A 21,602-nucleotide genomic window follows, 5' to 3' on the forward strand; every position below is an offset into this window, starting at 1 on the left:
TCTTCAGCCCCGGCTTCTGTATTTTTTCTTCCACAACACCACCAGCGAGCCGATCAGTCCGAAGACCAGCAGCGCGACCGGAAGGAGCATCAGGCAGGACATCAGCTGATCTTCATACTTGAGAAATACCGGGGTTTTGCCCAACAGATAGCCCAGCGAGGTCAGGATGAGTACCCACAGCAGTCCGCTCATCCAGTTAAAGAACTGAAAGCGAGCGTTATTGAGGCCTGAAAGGCCGGCAATCGTCGGCAACAGCGTACGCACGAAGGCGATAAAGCGGCCGATCAACAGCGCGGAGAGTCCATGCTTATGAAACAGGTGATGCGCGCGTTGATGATAGTGAGAGGGCAGATGCGACAGCCAGTTTTGCACGATCCGCGTATTGCCCAGCCAGCGCCCCTGAATGTAGCTCAGCCAGCAGCCGAGGCTGGCGGCGGCGGTCAGCAGCAGCAAGGTTTCCGGAAAGCCCATCGCCCCTTTGGCGATCAGCACGCCCACGAGCACAAGCAGACTATCCCCCGGTAAAAACGCGGCAGGCAGCAACCCGTTCTCAAGGAACAAAATCATAAACAAGACAAAATACAGCATGCCAATCATGGAGGGATTCGCGAGCGTTTCGTAATCCTGAGCCCACAAGGCATTCAATAACTGGGTTAAAAGTTCCATTCACGATTCCTGGTACATCGGTTAACGGCACGTCTGAGCGCGTGGCATGTTGGGCGACAAGATTTTTATGAGATTTTGGTCGCTGCTTAGGCGCTCTGAACGCTTCCCTGTATAAGACTGAAGTAAGTAAACACCTACCCCCAGAACGGCAAAATGCATCTAATTGTAACAAATCAGCTGACTTTACGTCAGAGAAATTGCAAGGTGTTGCTCGTTGATTTTGCTGATTGCGGCGATGGGAGGCGAGAGGATTTACACAGGCTGACACTATATATGTTTTGCTTACTCCAGCCTGCCTGGCGGGCAGGCGCGCAGGAACCGCGCGCCCTCAGGAAAAGTGATTATTTTGCGCTGTTGGCTGCCGTATCGAGATGAACTACCGGGTTATCGGCAAATAAGTAGCGATCGGCATTAAATTCAAAGTCATCGCTGGTTTCGTTAAACAGCATTTGCTTGGTATTTTCCAGATGCTGCCACATCGCCAGCTTGGCGGCGTTGGGATCTTTACGCAGCAGGGCTTTCAGGATCTGATCGTGATCGTCGCACCAGTTATCGACCGTGCGCAGGTCGATATGCTCATGCAGCTTTTTCCAGTACGGGTTATGCACGCGCTGGGTCCACATTTTTTCCACGATCGCCGCCAGCGCACTGTTCTGCGTGGCCAGCGCCACCTGGACGTGGAACTGGAGATCCCACTCGGAGTCGCGGAAACACTTCTCGTTGCGCGCTTTCTCCTGAATCTCCATCAGCTTCATGATGTCCTGTTTGGTCACCTGAGTCGCCGCGAATTCAGCAATATTGCTTTCAATTAGCTGCCGCGCCTGCAGGAGTTCAAAAGGGCCATAGTTGGCGAATTCAAGGCTTTCATCGGCCACCTGCTGGTACTTGGGATGGTTGGAGATGACGTGAATACCCGACCCTTTGCGGACTTCGACATACCCTTCCACTTCCAGCATGATAATGGCTTCACGAACCACGGTGCGGCTGACGTTTTTTTCATCGGCGATAAAGCGCTCGGCGGGCAGCTTATCCCCTACAAGGTAGACACCTTGTTCGATGCGCGTCTTCAGCTCAGCGGCAAGCTGCTGATACAGACGGCGTGGTTCAATGATTTCCATATTCGCTCCCGCAAGATGGCGACAATATTCGATTTGTTATACCACTTTTACACGCTTTCCACCACTGGCAGGCATGAAAAAGCCGCCTGAGAAGGCGGCTCAATACGCGGTGACATCACCACAAGATCTAACTCTGCGTGGCGGGTTTGCGGCTGCTAAGCGGTGTTGAGTCATCGTCAGCCGGTTTGTTTTTCAGTACCGTCCAGATAACCAGCGCGCCCAGCAGGTCAAAGACGGCCAGTACCGCAAACAGCGGGCTAAAGCCGATGGTATCCGCCAGCGCGCCGACGACCAGGGCGAACATGGTGCTGGCCAGCCAGGCGGCCATCCCGGTGAGACCGTTGGCGGTGGCGACTTCGTTACGGCCAAAGACGTCGGAAGAGAGGGTGATCAGCGCCCCGGACAGCGCCTGGTGAGCAAACCCGCCGACGCACAGCAGCGCGATGGCGATATATGGGCTGGTGAACAGGCCGATCATGCCTGGGCCAATCATCAGCAGGGCACCCATGGTCACGACCATTTTACGCGAAACGATCAGGTTGACGCCAAACCAGCGCTGGAACAGCGGCGGCAGGTAACCGCCAACGATGCAGCCGAGGTCGGCGAACAGCATCGGCATCCAGGCGAACATCGCAATCTCTTTCAGGTTAAAGCCGTAAACCTTGAACATGAACAGCGGGATCCAGGCGTTAAAGGTCCCCCAGGCCGGCTCAGCGAGGAAGCGCGGCAGGGCGATGCCCCAGAACTGACGGTTACGCAGGATCTGCCACGGCGACATTTTCTTCGCGTTATTGGTCTGATGCTGAGACTCCTGGCCGCCAATAATGTAGTCGCGTTCTTCGTCGGATAATTTTTTCTGGTCACGTGGGTGTTTGTAGAAGATGAGCCAGCCGATAGCCCAGGCGAAGCTCAGTACCCCGGAAATAATGAACGCCATCTGCCAGCTGTGCATCACAATCGCCCACACCACCAGCGGCGGCGCGATCATGGCGCCAATAGAGGAACCGACGTTGAAGTAGCCCACCGCAATAGAGCGCTCTTTTGCCGGGAACCATTCGGAACTGGCTTTCAGCCCGGCGGGGATCATTGCGGCTTCCGCTGCGCCGACCGCGCCGCGAGCCAGCGCCAGGCCGCCCCAGCTGCCTGCCAGTGCGGTTGAGCCGCAGAATATCGCCCAGGCGATAGCGAAGAAGGCATAGCCGATTTTAGTCCCGAGAATATCGAGGACATAACCCGCGACAGGCTGCATGACGGTGTAGGCAGCGGAATAGGCTGCAATGATATAGGAGTATTGTTGAGTCGAGATGTGTAACTCTTCCATCAGCGTCGGTGCGGCCGCCGCCACGGTGTTACGAGTCAGGTAGCCCAGCACGGTGCCCAGCGTCACCAGCGCAATCATGTACCAACGTAACCCTTTAATTTTACGCATGTAAACCTCATCGTCTGTTATCTTTCCGCACCAGGTGCGGCCTTTACCGAGCGCGATAAGCGATCGGGAAAGCGAAACGGGGGGTTCAGGAGGGCGATCCCCTCTGGCCCGAACCTTACCATCAGTTGTTATGTTGAAAGTCGGTATCCATTCCGTATAAGCCGATGCCATAAACACCGGTAATGCATTCCGTCGGTTTATATGTTGCGACGGCAGAAAGATAACTTGTCATACAACTTTAAAAGTTGAGTGCTGTCACAAAAGTGGGAAAGTTAGTGTGGTCTTTAGCCCTTACCGGGAAAGCCAGAAATGGCGCGCTCTGCCGGGGTGATTTCCGATGAGGCGGTCGTTTTTTTATCGACGTTTATTGATCTAACTCACGAAAAACAGCTCGGTCTGTAGAAATTGGTGTGATAACTTTGTCAGCATTGTAGTCAATCATCTGAAAGGCTCCCGCTACGGAGCGAAGAGGACACACGAATGACACCGTTTATGACTGAAGATTTTCTACTCGATACCGAATTTGCCCGCCGTCTGTACCACGATTACGCCAAAGATCAGCCCATTTTCGACTACCATTGCCACCTTCCGCCGCAGCAGGTTGCCGAAAACTATCGCTTCAAGAATCTGTATGACATCTGGCTGAAAGGCGATCACTACAAATGGCGCGCCATGCGCACTAACGGCGTACCGGAGCGCCTGTGTACCGGTGATGCGTCCGATCGCGAGAAATTTGACGCCTGGGCAGCCACCGTACCCCATACTATCGGCAACCCGTTATACCACTGGACGCATTTAGAACTGCGTCGTCCATTTGGTATTACAGGTAAGCTGCTGTCGCCTTCCACCGCCGATGAAATCTGGGACCAGTGCAATGATTTACTGGCTCAGGACGCCTTCTCCGCCCGCGGGATCATGAAGCAGATGAATGTGAAAATGGTCGGTACCACCGACGATCCGATCGATTCGCTGGAGCATCATGCGGTTGTCGCCAAAGACACCTCCTTTGATATCAAAGTGCTGCCGAGCTGGCGCCCGGATAAAGCGTTCAACATCGAGCAGGCGACCTTTAACGACTACATGGCTAAGCTGGGTGAGGTTTCCGATACCGATATTCGCCGTTTCGCGGACCTGCAAAGCGCTCTGACCAAACGTCTGGACCACTTTGCCGCACACGGCTGCAAGGTCTCCGACCACGCGCTGGACGTGGTGCTGTTTGCGGAAGCGACCGACGCCGAGCTGGACGCCATTCTGGCGCGCCGTCTGGCAGGCCAGTCCCTTAGCGAACACGAAGTGGCGCAGTTCAAAACCGCGGTGCTGGTGTTCCTCGGCGCACAATATGCCCGTCGCGGTTGGGTACAGCAGTACCACATCGGTGCGCTGCGTAACAACAACCTGCGTCAGTTCAAACTGTTAGGCCCGGACGTTGGCTTCGACTCGATCAACGATCGCCCGATGGCTGAAGAGCTGTCTAAGCTGCTGAGCAAGCAGAACGAAGAGAACCTGCTGCCGAAAACCATTCTCTACTGCCTGAACCCGCGTGATAACGAAGTGCTGGGCACCATGATCGGTAACTTCCAGGGTGAAGGCATGCCGGGCAAGATGCAGTTCGGCTCCGGCTGGTGGTTCAACGATCAGAAAGACGGCATGGAGCGGCAGATGACCCAGCTGGCGCAGCTCGGCCTGCTGAGCCGCTTTGTGGGGATGCTGACCGACAGCCGCAGCTTCCTCTCCTACACGCGCCACGAATACTTCCGCCGCATTCTGTGCCAAATGATCGGCCGTTGGGTGGCTGCCGGCGAAGCGCCTGCGGATATCGCGCTGCTGGGCGAGATGGTGAAAAACATTTGCTTTAACAATGCGCGTGACTATTTCGCCATTGAACTGAACTAAGGCCAGAGGTCGGTTGATATGCAATACATTAAAATCCATTCGCAGGATAACGTCGCGGTCGCGCTGGCGGATATCGCTGCCGGTAGCGTGGTGACGATTGATAAGGATTCGGTCACCCTCGGCCAGGATATCGTTCGCGGCCACAAGTTTGCACTGCGCGCTATCGCGAAAGGGGAAAACGTCGTTAAGTACGGGTTGCCGATTGGCCATGCGCTGGCGGATATCGCGCCGGGCGAGCATGTTCATGCGCACAATACGCGCACCAATCTCAGCGACCTTGACGCGTATCGCTATCAACCGGACCGGGTTGCCCAACCGCCACAGCCTGCGGATCGCGAAGTGCAGATTTATCGTCGCGCTAACGGTGACGTCGGCGTGCGCAATGAGCTGTGGATCCTGCCGACCGTCGGCTGCGTCAACGCGATGGCCAGACAAATGCAGAACCGTTTCCTGAAAGAGACGTATGGCGCTGAGGATATCGATGGGGTGCATCTCTTCAGCCACACCTATGGCTGCTCGCAGCTTGGGGATGACCACATCAACACTCGCACCATGCTGCAAAATATGGTTCGTCACCCGAACGCCGGGGCGGTACTGGTGGTTGGCCTTGGCTGTGAAAACAACCAGGTGGATGCCTTTCGCGAAACGCTGGGCGAGTTTGACCCGCAGCGTGTGCACTTTATGGTTTGCCAGCACCAGGACGATGAAGTGGAAGCGGGGGTTACGCATCTGCATCAGCTGTATGAAGTGATGCGTCAGGATAAACGCCAGCCGGGTAAATTGAGCGAGCTGAAGTTTGGTCTCGAGTGCGGGGGATCGGACGGCCTGTCGGGCATTACCGCTAACCCGATGCTGGGCCGCTTCTCAGACTATGTGATCGCCAACGGCGGCACCACCGTGCTGACCGAAGTGCCGGAGATGTTCGGTGCTGAACAGCTGCTGATGAGTCACTGCCGTGACGAAGCGACCTTCGACAAGCTGGTGACCATGGTCAATGACTTTAAGCAGTACTTTATCGCCCACGACCAGCCTATTTACGAAAACCCTTCCCCGGGTAACAAAGCCGGGGGGATCACCACCCTGGAAGATAAGTCGCTGGGCTGTACTCAGAAAGCGGGTTCCAGCCAGGTGGTGGATGTCCTGCGCTACGGCGAGCGCCTGAAGGTTCATGGTCTGAATTTGCTGAGCGCGCCGGGCAACGACGCGGTCGCCACCAGCGCGCTGGCCGGCGCCGGCTGTCATATGGTGTTGTTTAGCACCGGACGCGGCACGCCGTACGGCGGCTTTGTGCCGACGGTGAAGATCGCCACCAACAGCGAACTGGCGGCGAAGAAAAAGCACTGGATCGACTTCGATGCCGGGCAACTGATCCATGGCAAAGCGATGCCGCAGCTGCTGGAGGAGTTTGTGGATGCCATTGTGGCTTTCGCTAACGGTAAACCGACCTGTAATGAACAGAATGACTTCCGCGAGCTGGCCATCTTTAAAAGCGGTGTTACCCTGTAAAGGGGTATTCACATTGGCGCCCAGGGGCGTGGATCGTGGATCGGCCTGATAGCGTAGCGCCATCGGGCTCGTAACAGCGGCGTTTCAGCCAGTGAAGCGCCGTTTGTTTTTTTCAGTCAGGGAGCTTTCATGACCGCGTATTGGCTGGCCCAGGGTGTCGGTGTCATCGCCTTTCTTATCGGTATTACCACCTTTATCAACCGCGACGAACGTCGCTTCAGGCTTCAGCTGGCGGGCTATAGCGCCATTATCGGCGTCCATTTTTTCCTGATGGGCGCCGCGCCGGCCGGGATGAGCGCCGGGCTCAATGCGCTACGTACGGTCATTTCCCTGCGCACCCGCAGCCTGTGGGTGATGACGGTATTCATTCTCCTGACGCTGATCCTCGGCCTTGGCAAGCTGCAGCATGCCATGGAGCTGCTGCCGATCATTGGCACCGTTGCCAGCACCTGGGCGCTGTTTCGTTGCAAAGGGCTGACCGTGCGCTGCGTGATGTGGTGCTCCACCGCCTGCTGGGTCACGCATAATCTGTGGCTGGGTTCGATTGGCGGGACGCTGATTGAAGGCAGTTTTCTGATAGTCAACGGGCTGAATATCATTCGGTTCCGGCGGATGCAAAAGCGCGGTATCGATCCGTTTAAGGTTGAAAATGCAGTCCAGGAAGAGAGCCCCTCCGCCCGATAGCGGAGGGGAAAGGCATTAGCTGCGCAGGGCGTTTTTCGCCAGCTGGTCGTCTTCCGCTATGCAGGCCGCGGCGGTAAACAGGGCGTCGGTGGAAGAGTTCAGCGCGGTTTCGCAGGAATCCTGCAGCACGCCGATAATAAAGCCGACGGCAACCACCTGCATCGCGACATCGTTCGGGATCCCAAACATATTACAGGCCAGCGGGATCAGCAGCAGCGAACCGCCCGCCACGCCGGAGGCGCCGCAGGCGCACAGCGAAGCGACCACGCTCAGCAGCAGCGCCGTCGGCAGATCCACCGGAATATTCAGCGTATGCACCGCCGCCAGCGTCAGCACGGTGATCGTGATCGCCGCGCCCGCCATATTGATGGTCGCCCCCAGCGGAATGGAGACCGAATAGGTATCGCGATCCAGATTCAGCTTTTCACACAGCGCCATATTCACCGGAATGTTGGCGGCGGAGCTGCGGGTGAAGAACGCGTAGACGCCGCTTTCGCGCAGGCAGGTCAGCACCAGCGGATAGGGGTTACGGCGGATTTTCCAGAACACCAGCAGCGGGTTAATCACCAGCGCTACCAGCAGCATACAGCCCACCAGCACCAGCAGTAGCTGGGCGTAGCCCCACAGGGTCTCGAAACCGGTGGTCGCCAGGGTGGAAGAGACCAGACCGAAGATCCCCAGCGGTGCAAAACGGATCACCACTTTGACGATGAAGGTCACCGCGTGGGAGACATCGTTGATCAGGTTTTTGGTGGTGTCGTTACCGTGACGCAGGGCGAAGCCCAGCCCAACCGCCCACACCAGAATGCCGATATAGTTGGCATTCAGCAGGGCGTCGATCGGGTTGGATACCATACTCATCAGCAGGCCGCGCAGCACTTCGACAATCCCCGATGGCGGCGTGATGCTGTCGGCGGCGGTGGTTAACTGCAGTGATGACGGAAAGACAAAACTAAACAACACCGCGGTCAGGGCTGCGCTGAAGGTGCCCAGCAGATAGAGAAACAGGATCGGCCGGATGCTGGTTTTTTGTCCGTGCTGATGGTTAGCGATGGAGGCCATCACCAGCATCAACACCAGCACCGGCGCCACCGCCTTTAACGCGCCGACGAACAGAGTCCCCAGCAGGCCAACAGCGATAGCCGCTGGCTTAGAGAGCAGCGCCAGCAGCACGCCAAGCACCAGACCGATTAAAATTTGTTTCACCAGGCTGCCTTGCGCCAGGCGTGAGAACCACCCCGATGGGGGAGTGCGTGTGGTCATAATTCATTCCTTCCAGTGATGTAGCAAGCCATCCCAGTCACGTATTATTTGTTACGTTTATGTCAGGATGTAAGTAGATGTTTGCATAGTCGAGTATACGGAAAGAATGGCAGGCGGGAAGCGTAAAATGCTGTGATTTTAATCTGGATCTTGTTTTTTAACTATGTTGCAACATCGATGTGACATAAGCGTGGTTGCCGCCGGCGATGGCCGACGGCGCGTTGTGCAGGTTACTCAGGCAGTTTGCGCTGCTTGTCGTGTTGCTTGTTGACCCAGGCGTTAATCAGCAGCGTGACGGCCAGGATGCCTCCTACTACGCCCAGCGAGATGGCGACCGGGATATGGTAGAAGTCGACGATGAGCATCTTCACGCCAATAAACACCAGGATCACCGACAGACCGTATTTGAGCATCGAGAAGCGCTCGGCGACCCCCGCCAGCAGGAAGTACATCGCGCGCAGGCCGAGGATCGCAAACAGGTTAGAGGTCAGGACGATGAACGGATCGGTGGTCACCGCGAAGATCGCCGGGATACTGTCGACGGCGAAAATCACGTCGCTCAGTTCCACCAGGATCAGCACCAGCAGCAGCGGCGTGGCGAACAGCACCCCGTTTTTACGGGTGAAGAAGCGCTCGCTCTCGATTTTATCCGTCATCCGCAGATGGCTGCGGATCCAGCGCACCAGTGGTTTATCGCCGATGCCGGAGTCATCTTCTTTCGCCAGCGCCATCTTCACGCCGGTAAACAGCAGGAAGGCACCGAAGACATACAGCAGCCAGTCGAACTGCGAAATCAGCCAGCTGCCGGCGAAGATCATGATGGTACGCAGAACAATCGCGCCCAGCACGCCATACACCAGCACCCGGCGCTGCAGAGCAGGCGGTACGGCGAAATAGCTGAACAGCATCAACCAGACGAAGACGTTATCGACCGCCAGCGCTTTTTCAATCAAATAACCGGTGAGGAAGGCTAAGGCCTGCGGGTCAGCGACGGCCCGGCCCTGGGTTTGTACCAGATACCACCAGAACGCGGCGTTGAACAGCAGAGAAAGTGTGACCCAGAGAATTGACCAGCCCGCGGCCTGCTTCATGGTCATGCTATGCGAACCGCGTCGTCCCTGAAGCAGCAAGTCGATCGCCAACATGATCGCGACGACGACAGCGAATCCACCCCATAGCAACGGCGTGCCGACAGTATTCATTTGATATTCCTTACATAAAAACAAAACGGCTGACGTCGGAAGACGGCAGCCGCTGCGCTTTTATGCATAGACCTCGCCTTCCGGCAAGGTCTCACTTACAACAACCAAAGTACATCGCGATGAGCTTTGGTTATTGCCCGGCGACCGGATGCGGTATTGCACGCATCGTAATGACGATCAACCGGCAAGGAAGTTACTCCCCTTTGCACGTAACAAAATATGTCACAAGGCGGTTTTCGTCAATGGCGGCCGGTCCGGCCTTTACACTCTTTTACGCCAGCGGCTGCGTATCGGCCGGGAAGATCACTCCGGTCTGGCGACGAATTTCGCTCGACAGTTTGGCCGTGATCCGGCTCACTGCCAGGCCCGGGTGATCAACATCCTGTGTCTCCACCAGGCGCGCAAAGGTCTCCGCCTCATACAGCATAGTATTAATGTGCTGGGGCTGCGTCAGGTCCTGGGCTTTGCCGCCGCGCGGCACAAACGCCAGCTTCTGACATTCGGAGATTTTTTCGATCACTAACGCGCCGTCTTCGCCCTGAATTTCACTGGGGATCACGGAATCGCTAACTTTGGAGTGATGCAGCGTCACGTCGAAGTCGCCATAGCTCAGCACCACGGTGCCCTGGGCGTCTACGCCGCTGTCCAGCAGGCTGGCGGTGGCAAGAACGGCCCGCGGTTCGCCCCACAGCGCCACGGCAGACGCGAGGCAATAGAAGCCGATATCCATAATCGAACCGTTAGAGAACGCCGGGTTAAAGGTGTTGGGGTTTTCGCCGTCAAGGTAGCGCTGATAGCGCGAGGAGTACTGACAATAGTTGATGAAGGCTTTGCGCAGTTTGCCCACTTTAGCGAGCGTCTCTTTCAGTAGCAGAAAGTTAGGCAGACTGGCGGTTTTAAAGGCTTCAAACAGCACAACGTTATTTTCTTTCGCCAGCGCTATCGCCGCCTCGACTTCCTGCAGGTTCGATGCCAGCGGCTTTTCGCAAATGACGTGCTTCTTGTGGCTCAGGAACAGCCGGGTCTGTGGGAAGTGCAGCGAGTTCGGACTGGCAATATAGACCGCGTCAACGTCAGGGCTCTGTGCCAGTTCATCGAGCGAGGTAAAGAGATGCTCGACCGGATAGTCATTGGCGAAGGCTTGCGCCTGTTCGAGGCTGCGGGAGTAGATGGCGGTAAGTTTATATTTGCCGGTTTCATGGGCGGCATCGACAAACTGCTTGGTGATCCAGTTTGTGCCAACAACTGCGAAACGTATCATAAACGTTGACGAACTCCATTAAAGGGAACCTGTCGTCACTCTATCATGCCATCATGACAAAACCAGTGCGTCACTACGCAGAACGATTTAACGAAAGGTGCGTCAGCCACAGGCGGGTATCGAACTCCAGTTGATGGTACTGCGGCTCCATATGGCAGCACAGTTGGTAGAAAGCTTTGTTGTGATCCTTCTCTTTCAAATGCGCCAGTTCATGGACCACGATCATGCGCAGAAACGCTTCCGGCGCGTCGCGAAACACTGTCGCTACGCGGATCTCCGCTTTGGCTTTCAGCTTGCCGCCCTGAACGCGGGAAATCGCGGTATGCAGGCCGAGCGCATTGTTCAGCACGTGGATTTTACTGTCGTACATCACTTTGTTGATCGGCGCCGCTCCGCGCAGAAAGCGGGCCTTCAGATCCTGGGTGTACTGATACAGCGCTTTATCGCTGTTAACGTCATGCCCCTGCGGATAACGCTTTTGCAGCACCTCGCCGAGGCGGTCTTGCTCGATTAAGGTCGTCACCTGCGACAGCAGCGATTCAGGGTAGCCCTGAAGGTAAGGTAGCGTGTTCATGGTGAAAAAAGTTTACTTCTCCGGAGAATTGAGCGATAACACGCGCGAATTTTAGCATTTCGGAGGGGCGATGAGCCAGGCAGAGTTAAACGGTGAGTTATTCACATTAGAGCGGTTCCCACCTAACGCTGAAGAAGAAGCGCTACAGGCATGGGAAGCGGCGGATGAATATCTGCTGCAACAGGTGAATGACGTCGACGGCCTGACGCTCATCTTCAACGACGGCTTCGGCGCGCTCGCCTGCGCGCTGGCGGAGCGCAACCCGGTCAGCATCAACGATTCCTTTATCTCTGAGCTGGCGACCCGCCACAACCTGCGGATGAACGGTATCGATGAAGAGAGCGTGCGCTTTCAGGATAGCCTGAGCCCACTGCCGGCAGCGTCGGCGCTGGTGCTGATTAAGGTGCCAAAACAGCTGGCGCTGCTCGAACAGCAGCTGCGCGCCCTGCGCGAAGTGGTGACGCCGGAAACCCGCATTATCGCCGCGGCGAAAGCCCGTGATGTGCACAACTCGACGCTGGCGCTGTTTGAAAAAATCCTTGGCACCACCACCACCTCGCTGGCATGGAAAAAAGCGCGTCTGATCCACTGCGTTTTCACCGCGCCTAAGCTTGCCGATGCGCCGCAAACCTACAGCTGGAAGCTGGACGGCACGCCGTGGACCATCCATAACCATGCCAACGTTTTTGCCCGCAGCGGCCTGGATATCGGCGCGCGCTTCTTCCTCGAACATTTGCCGTCCGATCTGGAAGGCGAGATCGCCGATCTCGGCTGCGGCAACGGGGTGATTGGCCTGCAGGCGCTGGCGCAGAACCCGAACGCCAGCGTGATGTTCACCGATGAGTCGCATATGGCGGTGGCTTCCAGCCGTTTGAACGTCGAGCACAACCTGCCGGATGATATCGAGCGCTGCGAATTTATGGTCAACAACTCGCTCTCCGGCATTGAGCCGGATCGCTTTACGGCGATTCTGTGCAATCCGCCGTTCCATCAGCAGCACGCGATTACCGATCATATTGCCTGGCAGATGTTTAATGACGCCCGTCGCAGCCTGAAATACGGCGGCGAGCTGTACGTCGTCGGCAACCGCCATCTTGATTACTTCCGTAAACTGAAGCGCGCGTTTGGTAATTGCACTACCATTGCGACCAACAATAAGTTCGTGGTTTTGAAAGCAACCAAGGTGCGCAAGCAGCGCTGATTCGTGTCGCTGTTTCCCCGGCTTGCGGCTGTCGCCTTAGCCGGGCTACCGACTATTGCGACCAATAACAAGTTCGTGGTTTTGAAAGCAACCAAGGTGCGTAAGCAGCGCTGATTCGTGTCGCTGTTTCCCCGGCTTGCGGCTTGCGGCTGTCGCCTTAGCCGGGCTACCGACTGTCGCCTTAGCAGGGCTACCGTCCGGGATTATCGTGGTAGCCCGGGGAAGGCGCATCGCGCCGCCCCCGGGACAGCGCTAAATCGCCAGCGCCAGTTTTGTGCCCTGGGCAATCGCCCGGCGCGCATCCAGCTCTGCCGCCACGTCGCAACCACCGATTAAATGCACCGTTTTCCCCGCCGCGCGCAGCGGATCCGCCAGCTCGCGGCGCGGCTCCTGACCGGCGCAGATAATCACCTGATCCACTGCCAGCAGTTGGCGCTCGCCGCCGATAGTGACGTGTAACCCTTCATCATCGATCTTTTCATAGCTGACCGCCGGGATCATTTTCACGCCGCGCGCCAGCAGCGTCGCGCGGTGGATCCAACCGGTGGTTTTGCCGAGCCCTTCGCCCGGTTTGCTGGCTTTGCGCTGTAGCATCACAATCTGTCGCGGGCTTTTACTCAGCTGCGGGCCTTCAGCACTCAGCCCTCCCGCCGTTTGCAGGCTGGTATCGATACCCCATTCGCGGCAGAACTCGCCGATATCCTGGCTGGTGGCCACGCCCGACTGGCTTAAATACATCGCGGTGTCGAAGCCGATACCGCCGCAGCCGATAATCGCCACCTTCGTGCCAACCGGTGCTTTATCGCGTAAGACATCCAGGTAGCTCAGCACCTTGGGATGATCGATCCCGGCGATCGCCGGCAGGCGCGGGGCGATACCGGTGGCGAGGATCGTCTCATCGAACGCCAGCAGATCGTCTGCCGTGGCGCGGGTGTTCAGGCGTAGATCGACACCATGAAGATCGAGCATGGTGCGGTAGTAACGCAGCGTCTCGTGGAACTCCTCTTTTCCGGGGATCTGTTTGGCGATATTAAACTGACCGCCGATCTCCGGGAGCGCATCGAACAACGTGACGTGATGGCCGCGGGCGGCGGCGTTAACGGCGAAGGCCAGACCGGCAGGACCGGCGCCGACGACCGCCAGCCGTTTAGGCGCGTTGGCAGGCAGGACCGGCATCAGGGTTTCATGGCAGGCGCGCGGGTTGACCAGACAGGAGGTAACTTTGCCGACGAAGATCCGATCGAGACACGCCTGGTTACAGCCGATGCAGGTATTGATCTGATCGGCACGATCGTTCTGCGCTTTTGACATAAATTCGGCGTCAGCGAGGAACGGGCGGGCCATCGATACCATATCGGCATCGCCGCGGGCGAGAATATCCTCCGCGACCTGCGGATCGTTGATGCGGTTGGTGGTGATCAACGGGATCGACACCGCGCCTTTCAGCTTGCGGGTGACCCAGCTGAACGCTCCGCGCGGTACCGGCGTGGCGATGGTCGGAATGCGCGCTTCGTGCCAGCCAATCCCGGTGTTGATAATTGTCGCCCCCGCCGCTTCAATCGCTTTAGCCAGTTCGGTGACTTCCGCCAGCGTGCTGCCGTCGTTGACCAGATCGAGCATCGACAGGCGGTAGATGATAATGAAATCGTGGCCGGCGCGCTGGCGCACCGCCTTAACCACTTCAATGGCGAAACGCATGCGCCTGGCATAATCGCCGCCCCATTGATCGTCGCGCTGGTTGGTACGCGCGGCGAGAAATTCGTTAATCAGATAGCCCTCAGAACCCATCACTTCGACGCCGTCATAGCCCGCCTCCCGTGCCAGCTGGGCGCAGTGGGCAAAATCATCGATCAGCGTCAGGATCTCATCGTGGCTCAGTTCATGGGGCGTAAAACGGTTAATCGGCGCCTGTAGCGCCGAGGGGGCCACCAGCGCGGGCTGATAGCTGTAGCGCCCGGTATGCAGGATCTGCAGGGCGATTTTGCCGCCTTCCTGGTGTACCGCGTCGGTAATATGGCGATGGTGCGCCAGGTGGCTGGCATCGTTGAGTACCGCGCCGCCGGCCATGGTAACGCCAGAGGACGCCGGAGCGATGCCGCCGGTGACGATCAGCGCCACGCCGTGACGGGCGCGTTCGGCGTAAAAGGCCGCCAGCCGCTGCGCGCCGTCCGGCAGTTCTTCCAGCCCGGTGTGCATCGAGCCCATCAACACGCGGTTTTTGAGCGTTGTGAAGCCCAGCTCAAGCGGGGCGAAAAGCGACGGATAGCGGCTCATAGTGGCTTCCAATGTAAAATTATTGTTATGTGGTCGGATGAGTTACTAATTTAGCCGTCGCGGAGAAAAAGGGAAAAGGGGAGTGCGGTGATTGTGATGGGATTCAAAGAACGGAACTCGTTGTCCCTCACCCCGGCCCTCTCCCAAAGGGAGAGGGCCGGGGTGAGGCGGAGCGGCACCGGTAGTTAGGGTGAGGGGGAAGACGCAACACGCTGGCGGCGCTCCAGGCCCGGCGCCTGCCACATTGAGGTGGTCAGCCCGCTATCGACAAGGCCAAGCTGATCGGCGTACACCGTCTGCCACTTGCTCATCATCTCCTGATACAGCTCGCGATGCTGCGGATTTGGGGTGAACTCGCGGTGCCAGCTCACTAACCGTTCTCCTGTACTGGCCATATCGCCATACAGTCCGGCGCCGGTTCCGGCGGCGATAGCGCAGCCCAGAGCGGTGGCTTCGCGGACCACCGGCACCCGCACCGGCAGGCCGGTGACGTCGCTGAGGATTTGGCTCCATAGCGCCCCCTTCGAGCCGCCGCCGGCAAACACCAGGCTCTCGAATGTTACCCCGGAGAACTGCGAAATCTGGGCCAGGTTGCAGGCGGAGACAATCGCCGCGTTCTCCTCCAGCGCGCGGAACAGGGTCGCTTTATTGCACTTTTCCGGATCGATGGAGAGGTTAATAAACGACGGCGCAGCGTGGTACCACTGCTTAAAGTGCATGGCGTCGGAAAAAATAGGCATCACGCCGTGGGAACCGGCGGGCACGCGGCTGGCCATCTCCTCCAGCAGCGAATAGGCATCGACGCCGAGCCGCTCGGCAATCAGTTTTTCTTCAGCGCAAAAGGCGTCGCGAAACCAGCGCATGGTCAGACCGGTAAAGAAGCTGATCGATTCCGCCTGCGCCATGCCGGGAATGACATGAGGATTAACACGAATATTCATCTGCGGATCGGTACGCACCTGCGGCAGGTTGACCACCTGCTGCCAGAAAGTGCCGCCGAGTACCGCAGTTTGCCCGGCGCGCACCACCCCAAGGCCCAGGCAGCCGAGCTGGACGTCGCCGCCGCCCATCACTACCGGCGTCCCGGCGCGCAGCCCGCTCTCATGCGCCGCCGCTTCGGTGACGGCGCCCAGCAGGGTACCGGTCTCTTTGACCGGCGACAGCATATCGGCGCGCAGCCCGGCCATATCCAGCAGCGCCGGACGCCAGTCGCGGCTGAACAGATCGAGCATGCCGGTGGTGCCCGCGTTTGACGGGTCGACCGCCAGCTCGCCGGAAAGCTTCGCTGCCAGCCAGTCGCTGATCATGGTGATGGTCGCCGCTTTACGGTAGATATCGGGGCGGTGGTGCGCCAGCCACAGCAGGCGCGGCATGGCGCTTAGCGCCAGGGTTTGCCCGGAGACCTCGTATACCTCAGACTCAAAGCGATAGTCGTGGATCTCTTTCAGCTCCGCCACTTCGCGGCTGGCGCGGGCATCGACGTTGGCGCAGGCCCAGATGGCCTCGCCGTCGCGGTCATAGAGGACGATCCCTTCGCGCATCGAACAGCAGGCAACGGATTGAATATCGGCGGCAGAGAGCCGGGCGGCGTCGAGCGCCTGGCGAATGCACTGGCAGGCCAGCTGCCAGTTGGTGGTAAGGTCGAACTCCATCGAGCCGGGGACGTTATCGACGCTCAGGTGTTTCCATTCGGCCTGGCCTACCGCCAGCTGGTGGCCATTAAGATCGAAAATGACCGCCCGAATGCTGCCGGTCCCGGCATCTAACGCTAACAGGTAACTCATGACATGCGCCTCGCTGTTGTCGCGCGGCGCATGACCATCAGGAGGCCAGGGTAAGCACCGCGCGTGCTGTTGTCTCTTCCGTTACTAGGCCATTGATGCGCTTTCCAGTCAGAGCGGCATAAATCGCCTGCGCTTTTTCTTCTCCCCCGGCGACGCCGACGATGGTTGGCAGTTGCGCCAGCTCATCCAGGGTTACGCCGAGCAGTTCCCGATGGATCTCCAGTCCTTCTACCGGCCGGCCGTCGGCCTGCAGGAAATAACCTAAAATGTCGCCGACCGCGCCTTTGCGCGCGTACATCAGCTGTTCGCCCTCGCTGATATAGCCGGAGCGTAAAATGGTGGCGTCGCGCCGCTGATCGATGGCGCCAATGCCAACCACCGCCGCGTCCGCCGCCGTCGCCGCCAGCATCACGTCGCGCACGCTCGACTCGCGGCGCAGGATCTCGGCGACCTCCGCCGAAGAGACCCGCAGCGGCGCCGGAATAATGCTGACGCTGCAGGCGGCATCCAGCTGGCCGATGCCGGTCATATACGGGCCGACGCCGCCGGAGAGGGTCACCAGCCGCACCTGCTGCGAGCCGATAAAGCCGCTGAGATGCTGCAGGCAGCTCATGGTGGCTTCGCCGAAGCCGACCGCCAGCAGCTGTCCCGGCTGCAGAATGCCCATCAGCGATTGCGCCGCGCCGATCCCCAGCCGGGTATTCATCGGCGGGGTGTTGAGCGCCGGCAGCACGCGGGCAATCTTGAGGCCAAAGCGCTGCTGGAGTTCACTTTCCAGCGCCAGGCAGCCTTCATAGCGCGAGTTGATCTGCACGCGGATCACCCCGGACTGGCGGCCTTTCTCCAGCAGGCGTGAAATCTTCAGCCGCGGCAACCCCAAACGCTCGCCGATGTCATTTTGCGTCAGGCCGTCGTGGTAGTAGCACCACGCCACCCGCGCCACCAGCTCTTCCTCGGCTAACGCCAGCCCGGCGTAGCGGTTCTCTTCCGTAATGCGTTTTTCGCTCATAAATTGAACTCTTATAAAAATTTAGATCATATGTTCGCTATTGCGCGGCCGGAAAGTGTGAGCCGACTGGCAAAACGGATCTTTCATCGCTGGCGCCTTTTTTCGAAAAGATCTAAAGCGCCAAACTGTGATCTTCGCACGGTTGTAAATATAGTTCACCGTCTACGCTTTTGAACATTATTAAATTTAAAAATCATTTGTTCAAACGAGGCGCGACGATGAAGCCACTGCTTGAAGCTCGCCAGATTTGCAAACAGTTCTCCGGTGTTGCGGTGCTGAAGGGCATCGACTTCACGCTGCATGCGGGCCAGGTACATGCGCTGATGGGCGGCAACGGCGCGGGTAAATCAACGCTGATGAAGATCATCGCCGGCGTCGAAACGCCGGACAGCGGTGAACTGACGCTCGGCGACCGCGCGTTTGCGCGCCTCAACCCGGCGCTGGCGCACCAGTTGGGCATCTATCTGGTGCCGCAGGAGCCGATGCTGTTTCCCAATCTCAGCGTGCGCGAAAACATTCTTTTCCGCCTGCCGAAGCGGGCGGATACCGCCGCGCGGTTGCAGGACAAACTGCAGCAGCTGAACTGCCAGATTAACCTCGATGCCAGCGGCAGCACGCTTGAAGTGGCCGATCAACAGATGGTCGAGATCCTGCGCGGCCTGATGCGCGAGGCGCGGATCCTGATCCTGGATGAACCCACCGCCTCTTTAACGCCGGGTGAAACCGAGAGACTGTTTAGCCAGATCCGCGCGTTACAGGCGCTGGACGTTGGGATCGTCTTTATCTCACACAAATTGCCCGAAATCCGCCAGCTTGCCAGCCATATTTCGGTGATGCGCGATGGCGCGGTGGTGCTGAGCGGCGAGACCGCGGCTTATCGCGATGAGCAACTGATTAACGCGATGACGCCGGCCAGCCGCGACCATGCGCTGAGCGATACGCAAAAGCTGTGGCTGGCGCTACCGGGCAACCGCCGTACTCAACCGCAGGACTTTCCCGTGCTGCGAGTGGAGGATCTCACCGGAGAGGGCTTTATCGATCTCAATCTGGAGATCCGCGCCGGAGAGATTGTCGGTCTGGCCGGGCTGGTGGGATCCGGGCGCACCGAATTTGCCGAAACCTTATACGGCCTGCGTCCACCGCGCGCCGGGCGGATCTGGCTGGAGAACCGCGAGATTAGCCGCGACAGCACCCGCGCCAGGTTGGCCAGCGGGCTGGTCTATCTGCCGGAAGACCGCCAGGTCTCGGGGCTGTTTCTCGATGCGCCGGTGCGCTGGAACACGGTGATGTTCAATCAGCCGTCGTGGTGGCAGCAGGGGAAACGGGAGGCGGCGGTGGTTGAGCGCTATCACCGGGCGCTGGGGATCAAGCTGGCCGATGGCGATCAGCCGGTGCGCACGCTCTCTGGCGGTAACCAGCAGAAGGTGCTGCTGGCGCGCTGTCTGGAAGCTAATCCGTTACTGCTGATTGTCGATGAGCCGACGCGCGGCGTGGATGTCTCCGCGCGCGCCGATATCTATCAACTACTCAAAAGCGTGGCCGCGCAAAACGTGGCGGTGCTGATGATCTCCTCCGATCTGGATGAGTTCGTTGGCCTGGCCGACCGGGTGCTGGTGATGCATCAGGGCCGCTACAGCGGCGAACTGGCGCGACAGGCGGTGACCGTCGATCGCATGATGACCCTGGCCTTCGGAGGGCAGGCATGAAAACGTTACTGAAGAATCGCGAACTGAGCGCCTTCTTTGCCATCGTGGCGCTGTTTGTGGTGCTGGTGGCGCTCAATCCAGCCTATTTCAGCCTGCAGACGCTGGCGATGATTTTCGCCAGCTCGCAGATCCTCTGCCTGCTGGCATTGGGCGCGACGCTGGTGATGCTGACCCGCAATATTGATGTGTCGGTAGGTTCGACCGTTGGGCTGTGCGCCATCGCCGTCGGCGTGGCGCTGAACAACGGTTACGGGCTGGCGACGGCTATCGCCTTTGCGCTGGCGATTGGCGCGCTGGCCGGGGCGTTTAACGGCCTGCTGGTGGTGGGGCTGCGCATCCCGGCGATCGTCGCGACGCTCGGTACGCTGGGGTTGTATCGCGGGGTGATGTTGCTGTGGACCGGCGGGAAATGGATCGAAGGCTTGCCCGACAGCCTGAAATCGCTCTCGGAGCCGGCGTTTATCGGCGTGTCGCTGCTGGGCTGGCTGGTGCTGGCGCTGCTGCTGGCGGGCGGCTGGCTGCTGTCGCGTACCGCCTTTGGTCGTGATTTTTACGCCGTTGGCGATAACCTCGCCGCCGCGCGCCAGCTGGGCGTGGCGGTCAACCGCACGCGGATGCTGGCCTTTACCCTCAACGGTATGCTGGCGGCCTGCGCCGGGATCGTCTTCGCTGCGCAGATTGGTTTTGTGCCTAATCAGACCGGCAGCGGCCTGGAGATGAAAGCCATCGCCGCCTGCGTACTGGGCGGGATCTCGCTGCTCGGCGGTACCGGCACGCTGCTCGGCGCGTTTCTCGGCGCCTTTTTCCTCACCCAAATCGACACCGTGCTGGTGCTGTTCCGCCTTCCCGCCTGGTGGAATGACTTTATCGCCGGCCTGGTGCTGCTTGGCGTGCTGGTGCTCGATGGCCGCCTGCGCCAGGCGCTGGCCCGCCATCAGCGGGCGCTGAAGTACAGCCGTTTCCAGCCCGGTAACAAAGGGGGCAAACAGATTGCCTGCTTTCCCGAACGCAAAAGCAAAGAGGTGGCTTAAATGAAGCTGAAGCTTAACTGGGAAAGCGCGCTGTTGGCGTTGCTGATCGTGGAGATCCTGCTGTTCGGCGCGTTGAATCCGCGCATGCTGGATCTCAATATGCTGCTCTTTAGCACCAGCGACTTTATCTGCATCGGCATCGTCGCGCTGCCGCTGACGCTGGTGATCATAAGCGGCGGGATCGATATTTCGCTGGGCTCGACCATCGGCCTGTGCGCCATCGCCCTCGGGGTGATGACCCAGGCGGGCTGGCCGCTGTGGCTCGCGGTATCGCTGACGTTGCTGTTGGGGCTGCTGTGCGGGTTATTCAACGCCGCGCTGATCCACTACACCGGCATCAGCCCGCTGGTGATCACGCTCGGTACGCTGTATCTGTACGGCGGCGGCGCGCTGCTGCTTTCCGGGATGGCGGGGGCCACCGGCTACGAGGGGATTGGCGGCTTCCCCGATAGTTTCACCGCCTTCGCCAATTTAACTCTCGCCGGACTGCCGCTACCGCTGGTGCTATTCGCGGTTATCACCTTTTTCTTCTGGCTGCTGGCTCATCGCGGGCGCTTTGGCCGCCATCTCTTTTTACTCGGGCAAAACCCGCGCGCCGCGCGCTATGCCGCGCTGTCGGTGAACGGCATCCCGTACGTGCTGTATGGCCTGGTCGGTATCGCCTCGGCGGTCGCGGCGCTGGTGATGGTCTCCTATTTCGGCTCGGCGCGTTCGGATTTAGGCCGCGACCTGCTGATGCCGGCGCTGACCGCGGCGGTACTCGGCGGGGCCAATATTTACGGCGGCTCGGGATCGATACTGGGTACCGCGCTGGCGGCATTGCTGGTGGGGTATCTGCAACAGGGTTTACAGATGGTCGGCATCCCCAACCAGGTGTCGAGCGCGCTGTCAGGGGCGCTGTTGGTTGTGGTGGTGATGGGGCGTTCGCTAAGCCTGCACCGTGAATGGGTGCGCGCGACCTGGCGGCGTCTTTTCTCGCATAAAACAATCGGAGCATAACA

At 58.8% G+C, this 21,602-nt stretch carries 17 protein-coding genes; 7 read left to right on the plus strand and 10 right to left on the minus strand.

Annotated elements, in window-relative coordinates; translation table 11 throughout:
- Nucleotides 1-3: 3 nt before the first annotated feature.
- From yqjA to CWM54_RS10470, 3 genes are all read right to left on the minus strand, one after another.
- Entirely contained in the window at nt 4-666 is a 663-nt protein-coding gene (gene yqjA / locus CWM54_RS10460; protein ID WP_004206121.1) for a DedA family general envelope maintenance protein YqjA, read from the minus strand.
- A 341-nt stretch (nt 667-1,007) separates the two neighbouring features.
- Nucleotides 1,008-1,784: a transcriptional regulator ExuR gene (gene exuR, locus CWM54_RS10465; protein WP_012967188.1), complete on the minus strand. Its 777-nt coding sequence runs from the start codon at nt 1,782-1,784 to the stop codon at nt 1,008-1,010.
- Between the two features lie 127 nt (nt 1,785-1,911).
- On the minus strand, nt 1,912-3,213 hold the full coding sequence (locus CWM54_RS10470) for an MFS transporter (RefSeq protein WP_100697017.1): 1,302 nt from the start codon (nt 3,211-3,213) through the stop codon (nt 1,912-1,914).
- A gap of 480 nt (nt 3,214-3,693) precedes the next feature.
- On the opposite strand from CWM54_RS10470, the gene uxaC reads away from it, so the two are divergent.
- From uxaC to CWM54_RS10485, 3 genes are all read left to right on the plus strand, one after another.
- Nucleotides 3,694-5,106 carry a glucuronate isomerase gene (gene uxaC, locus CWM54_RS10475; protein ID WP_100697019.1) on the plus strand — a complete coding sequence of 471 codons (1,413 nt, stop codon included), beginning with the start codon at nt 3,694-3,696 and terminating at the stop codon, nt 5,104-5,106.
- Between the two features lie 18 nt (nt 5,107-5,124).
- Nucleotides 5,125-6,612, plus strand: a complete 1,488-nt coding sequence (locus CWM54_RS10480) for a UxaA family hydrolase (RefSeq protein WP_100697021.1) — start codon at nt 5,125-5,127, stop codon at nt 6,610-6,612.
- A gap of 129 nt (nt 6,613-6,741) precedes the next feature.
- A complete protein-coding gene (locus CWM54_RS10485) occupies nt 6,742-7,296 on the plus strand; it encodes a YgjV family protein (RefSeq protein ID WP_025710588.1) in 555 nt (184 codons plus the stop codon).
- Nucleotides 7,297-7,311: 15 nt separating this feature from the next.
- On the opposite strand, the gene sstT is transcribed toward CWM54_RS10485, so the two are convergent.
- From sstT to CWM54_RS10505, 4 genes are all read right to left on the minus strand, one after another.
- A complete protein-coding gene (gene sstT, locus CWM54_RS10490; RefSeq protein ID WP_100697023.1) occupies nt 7,312-8,559 on the minus strand; it encodes a serine/threonine transporter SstT in 1,248 nt (415 codons plus the stop codon).
- Between the two features lie 230 nt (nt 8,560-8,789).
- Nucleotides 8,790-9,761, minus strand: coding sequence for a TerC family protein (locus CWM54_RS10495; protein ID WP_008806577.1), 972 nt, complete (start codon nt 9,759-9,761; stop codon nt 8,790-8,792).
- Between the two features lie 271 nt (nt 9,762-10,032).
- A complete protein-coding gene (locus tag CWM54_RS10500; protein WP_100697025.1) occupies nt 10,033-11,022 on the minus strand; it encodes a Gfo/Idh/MocA family protein in 990 nt (329 codons plus the stop codon).
- 73 nt (nt 11,023-11,095) lie between these two features.
- Nucleotides 11,096-11,596 carry a M48 family metallopeptidase gene (locus CWM54_RS10505; RefSeq protein ID WP_061153236.1) on the minus strand — a complete coding sequence of 167 codons (501 nt, stop codon included), beginning with the start codon at nt 11,594-11,596 and terminating at the stop codon, nt 11,096-11,098.
- Nucleotides 11,597-11,666: 70 nt separating this feature from the next.
- Between CWM54_RS10505 and rlmG the strand changes: the two genes are divergently transcribed.
- The gene (gene rlmG / locus CWM54_RS10510) at nt 11,667-12,797 is read left to right on the plus strand and encodes a 23S rRNA (guanine(1835)-N(2))-methyltransferase RlmG (protein ID WP_100697027.1); all 1,131 of its coding nucleotides are present in this window, start codon (nt 11,667-11,669) and stop codon (nt 12,795-12,797) included.
- Nucleotides 12,798-13,049: 252 nt separating this feature from the next.
- On the opposite strand, the gene CWM54_RS10515 is transcribed toward rlmG, so the two are convergent.
- The 3 genes from CWM54_RS10515 to lsrR form a co-directional block, all read right to left on the minus strand.
- A complete protein-coding gene (locus CWM54_RS10515) occupies nt 13,050-15,071 on the minus strand; it encodes an NADPH-dependent 2,4-dienoyl-CoA reductase (RefSeq protein WP_100697029.1) in 2,022 nt (673 codons plus the stop codon).
- 185 nt (nt 15,072-15,256) lie between these two features.
- A complete protein-coding gene (gene lsrK / locus CWM54_RS10520) occupies nt 15,257-16,855 on the minus strand; it encodes an autoinducer-2 kinase (RefSeq protein ID WP_100697031.1) in 1,599 nt (532 codons plus the stop codon).
- 37 nt (nt 16,856-16,892) lie between these two features.
- Nucleotides 16,893-17,864, minus strand: a complete 972-nt coding sequence (lsrR, locus tag CWM54_RS10525; protein ID WP_086549899.1) for a transcriptional regulator LsrR — start codon at nt 17,862-17,864, stop codon at nt 16,893-16,895.
- 218 nt (nt 17,865-18,082) lie between these two features.
- Here lsrR and lsrA point away from each other — a divergent pair, with 218 nt between their 5' ends.
- From lsrA to lsrD, 3 genes are read left to right on the plus strand one after another with little or no spacing between them, the layout of a single operon-like run.
- Nucleotides 18,083-19,570, plus strand: a complete 1,488-nt coding sequence (gene lsrA, locus CWM54_RS10530; protein ID WP_100697033.1) for an autoinducer 2 ABC transporter ATP-binding protein LsrA — start codon at nt 18,083-18,085, stop codon at nt 19,568-19,570.
- The gene (gene lsrC / locus CWM54_RS10535; protein ID WP_100697035.1) at nt 19,567-20,601 is read left to right on the plus strand and encodes an autoinducer 2 ABC transporter permease LsrC; all 1,035 of its coding nucleotides are present in this window, start codon (nt 19,567-19,569) and stop codon (nt 20,599-20,601) included. Before lsrA ends, lsrC begins: the two co-directional genes overlap by 4 nt.
- Nucleotides 20,602-21,600, plus strand: coding sequence for an autoinducer 2 ABC transporter permease LsrD (lsrD, locus tag CWM54_RS10540; protein WP_100697037.1), 999 nt, complete (start codon nt 20,602-20,604; stop codon nt 21,598-21,600).
- Nucleotides 21,601-21,602: the final 2 nt, after the last annotated feature.

Origin of the sequence: Klebsiella sp. D-Nf1, from assembly GCF_002810515.1 — a bacterium.
GTDB classification, from domain to species: Bacteria; Pseudomonadota; Gammaproteobacteria; order Enterobacterales; family Enterobacteriaceae; genus Klebsiella; species Klebsiella variicola.

Bases quoted from the DNA above. Each gene is read 5' to 3' on its own strand.
- yqjA (WP_004206121.1), bottom strand. From the start codon at position 666: ATGGAACTTTTAACCCAGTTATTGAATGCCTTGTGGGCTCAGGATTAC.
- exuR (WP_012967188.1), bottom strand. From the start codon at position 1,784: ATGGAAATCATTGAACCACGCCGTCTGTATCAGCAGCTTGCCGCTGAG.
- CWM54_RS10470 (WP_100697017.1), bottom strand. From the start codon at position 3,213: ATGCGTAAAATTAAAGGGTTACGTTGGTACATGATTGCGCTGGTGACG.
- uxaC (WP_100697019.1), top strand. From the start codon at position 3,694: ATGACACCGTTTATGACTGAAGATTTTCTACTCGATACCGAATTTGCC.
- CWM54_RS10480 (WP_100697021.1), top strand. From the start codon at position 5,125: ATGCAATACATTAAAATCCATTCGCAGGATAACGTCGCGGTCGCGCTG.
- CWM54_RS10485 (WP_025710588.1), top strand. From the start codon at position 6,742: ATGACCGCGTATTGGCTGGCCCAGGGTGTCGGTGTCATCGCCTTTCTT.
- sstT (WP_100697023.1), bottom strand. From the start codon at position 8,559: ATGACCACACGCACTCCCCCATCGGGGTGGTTCTCACGCCTGGCGCAA.
- CWM54_RS10495 (WP_008806577.1), bottom strand. From the start codon at position 9,761: ATGAATACTGTCGGCACGCCGTTGCTATGGGGTGGATTCGCTGTCGTC.
- CWM54_RS10500 (WP_100697025.1), bottom strand. From the start codon at position 11,022: ATGATACGTTTCGCAGTTGTTGGCACAAACTGGATCACCAAGCAGTTT.
- CWM54_RS10505 (WP_061153236.1), bottom strand. From the start codon at position 11,596: ATGAACACGCTACCTTACCTTCAGGGCTACCCTGAATCGCTGCTGTCG.
- rlmG (WP_100697027.1), top strand. From the start codon at position 11,667: ATGAGCCAGGCAGAGTTAAACGGTGAGTTATTCACATTAGAGCGGTTC.
- CWM54_RS10515 (WP_100697029.1), bottom strand. From the start codon at position 15,071: ATGAGCCGCTATCCGTCGCTTTTCGCCCCGCTTGAGCTGGGCTTCACA.
- lsrK (WP_100697031.1), bottom strand. From the start codon at position 16,855: ATGAGTTACCTGTTAGCGTTAGATGCCGGGACCGGCAGCATTCGGGCG.
- lsrR (WP_086549899.1), bottom strand. From the start codon at position 17,864: ATGAGCGAAAAACGCATTACGGAAGAGAACCGCTACGCCGGGCTGGCG.
- lsrA (WP_100697033.1), top strand. From the start codon at position 18,083: ATGAAGCCACTGCTTGAAGCTCGCCAGATTTGCAAACAGTTCTCCGGT.
- lsrC (WP_100697035.1), top strand. From the start codon at position 19,567: ATGAAAACGTTACTGAAGAATCGCGAACTGAGCGCCTTCTTTGCCATC.
- lsrD (WP_100697037.1), top strand. From the start codon at position 20,602: ATGAAGCTGAAGCTTAACTGGGAAAGCGCGCTGTTGGCGTTGCTGATC.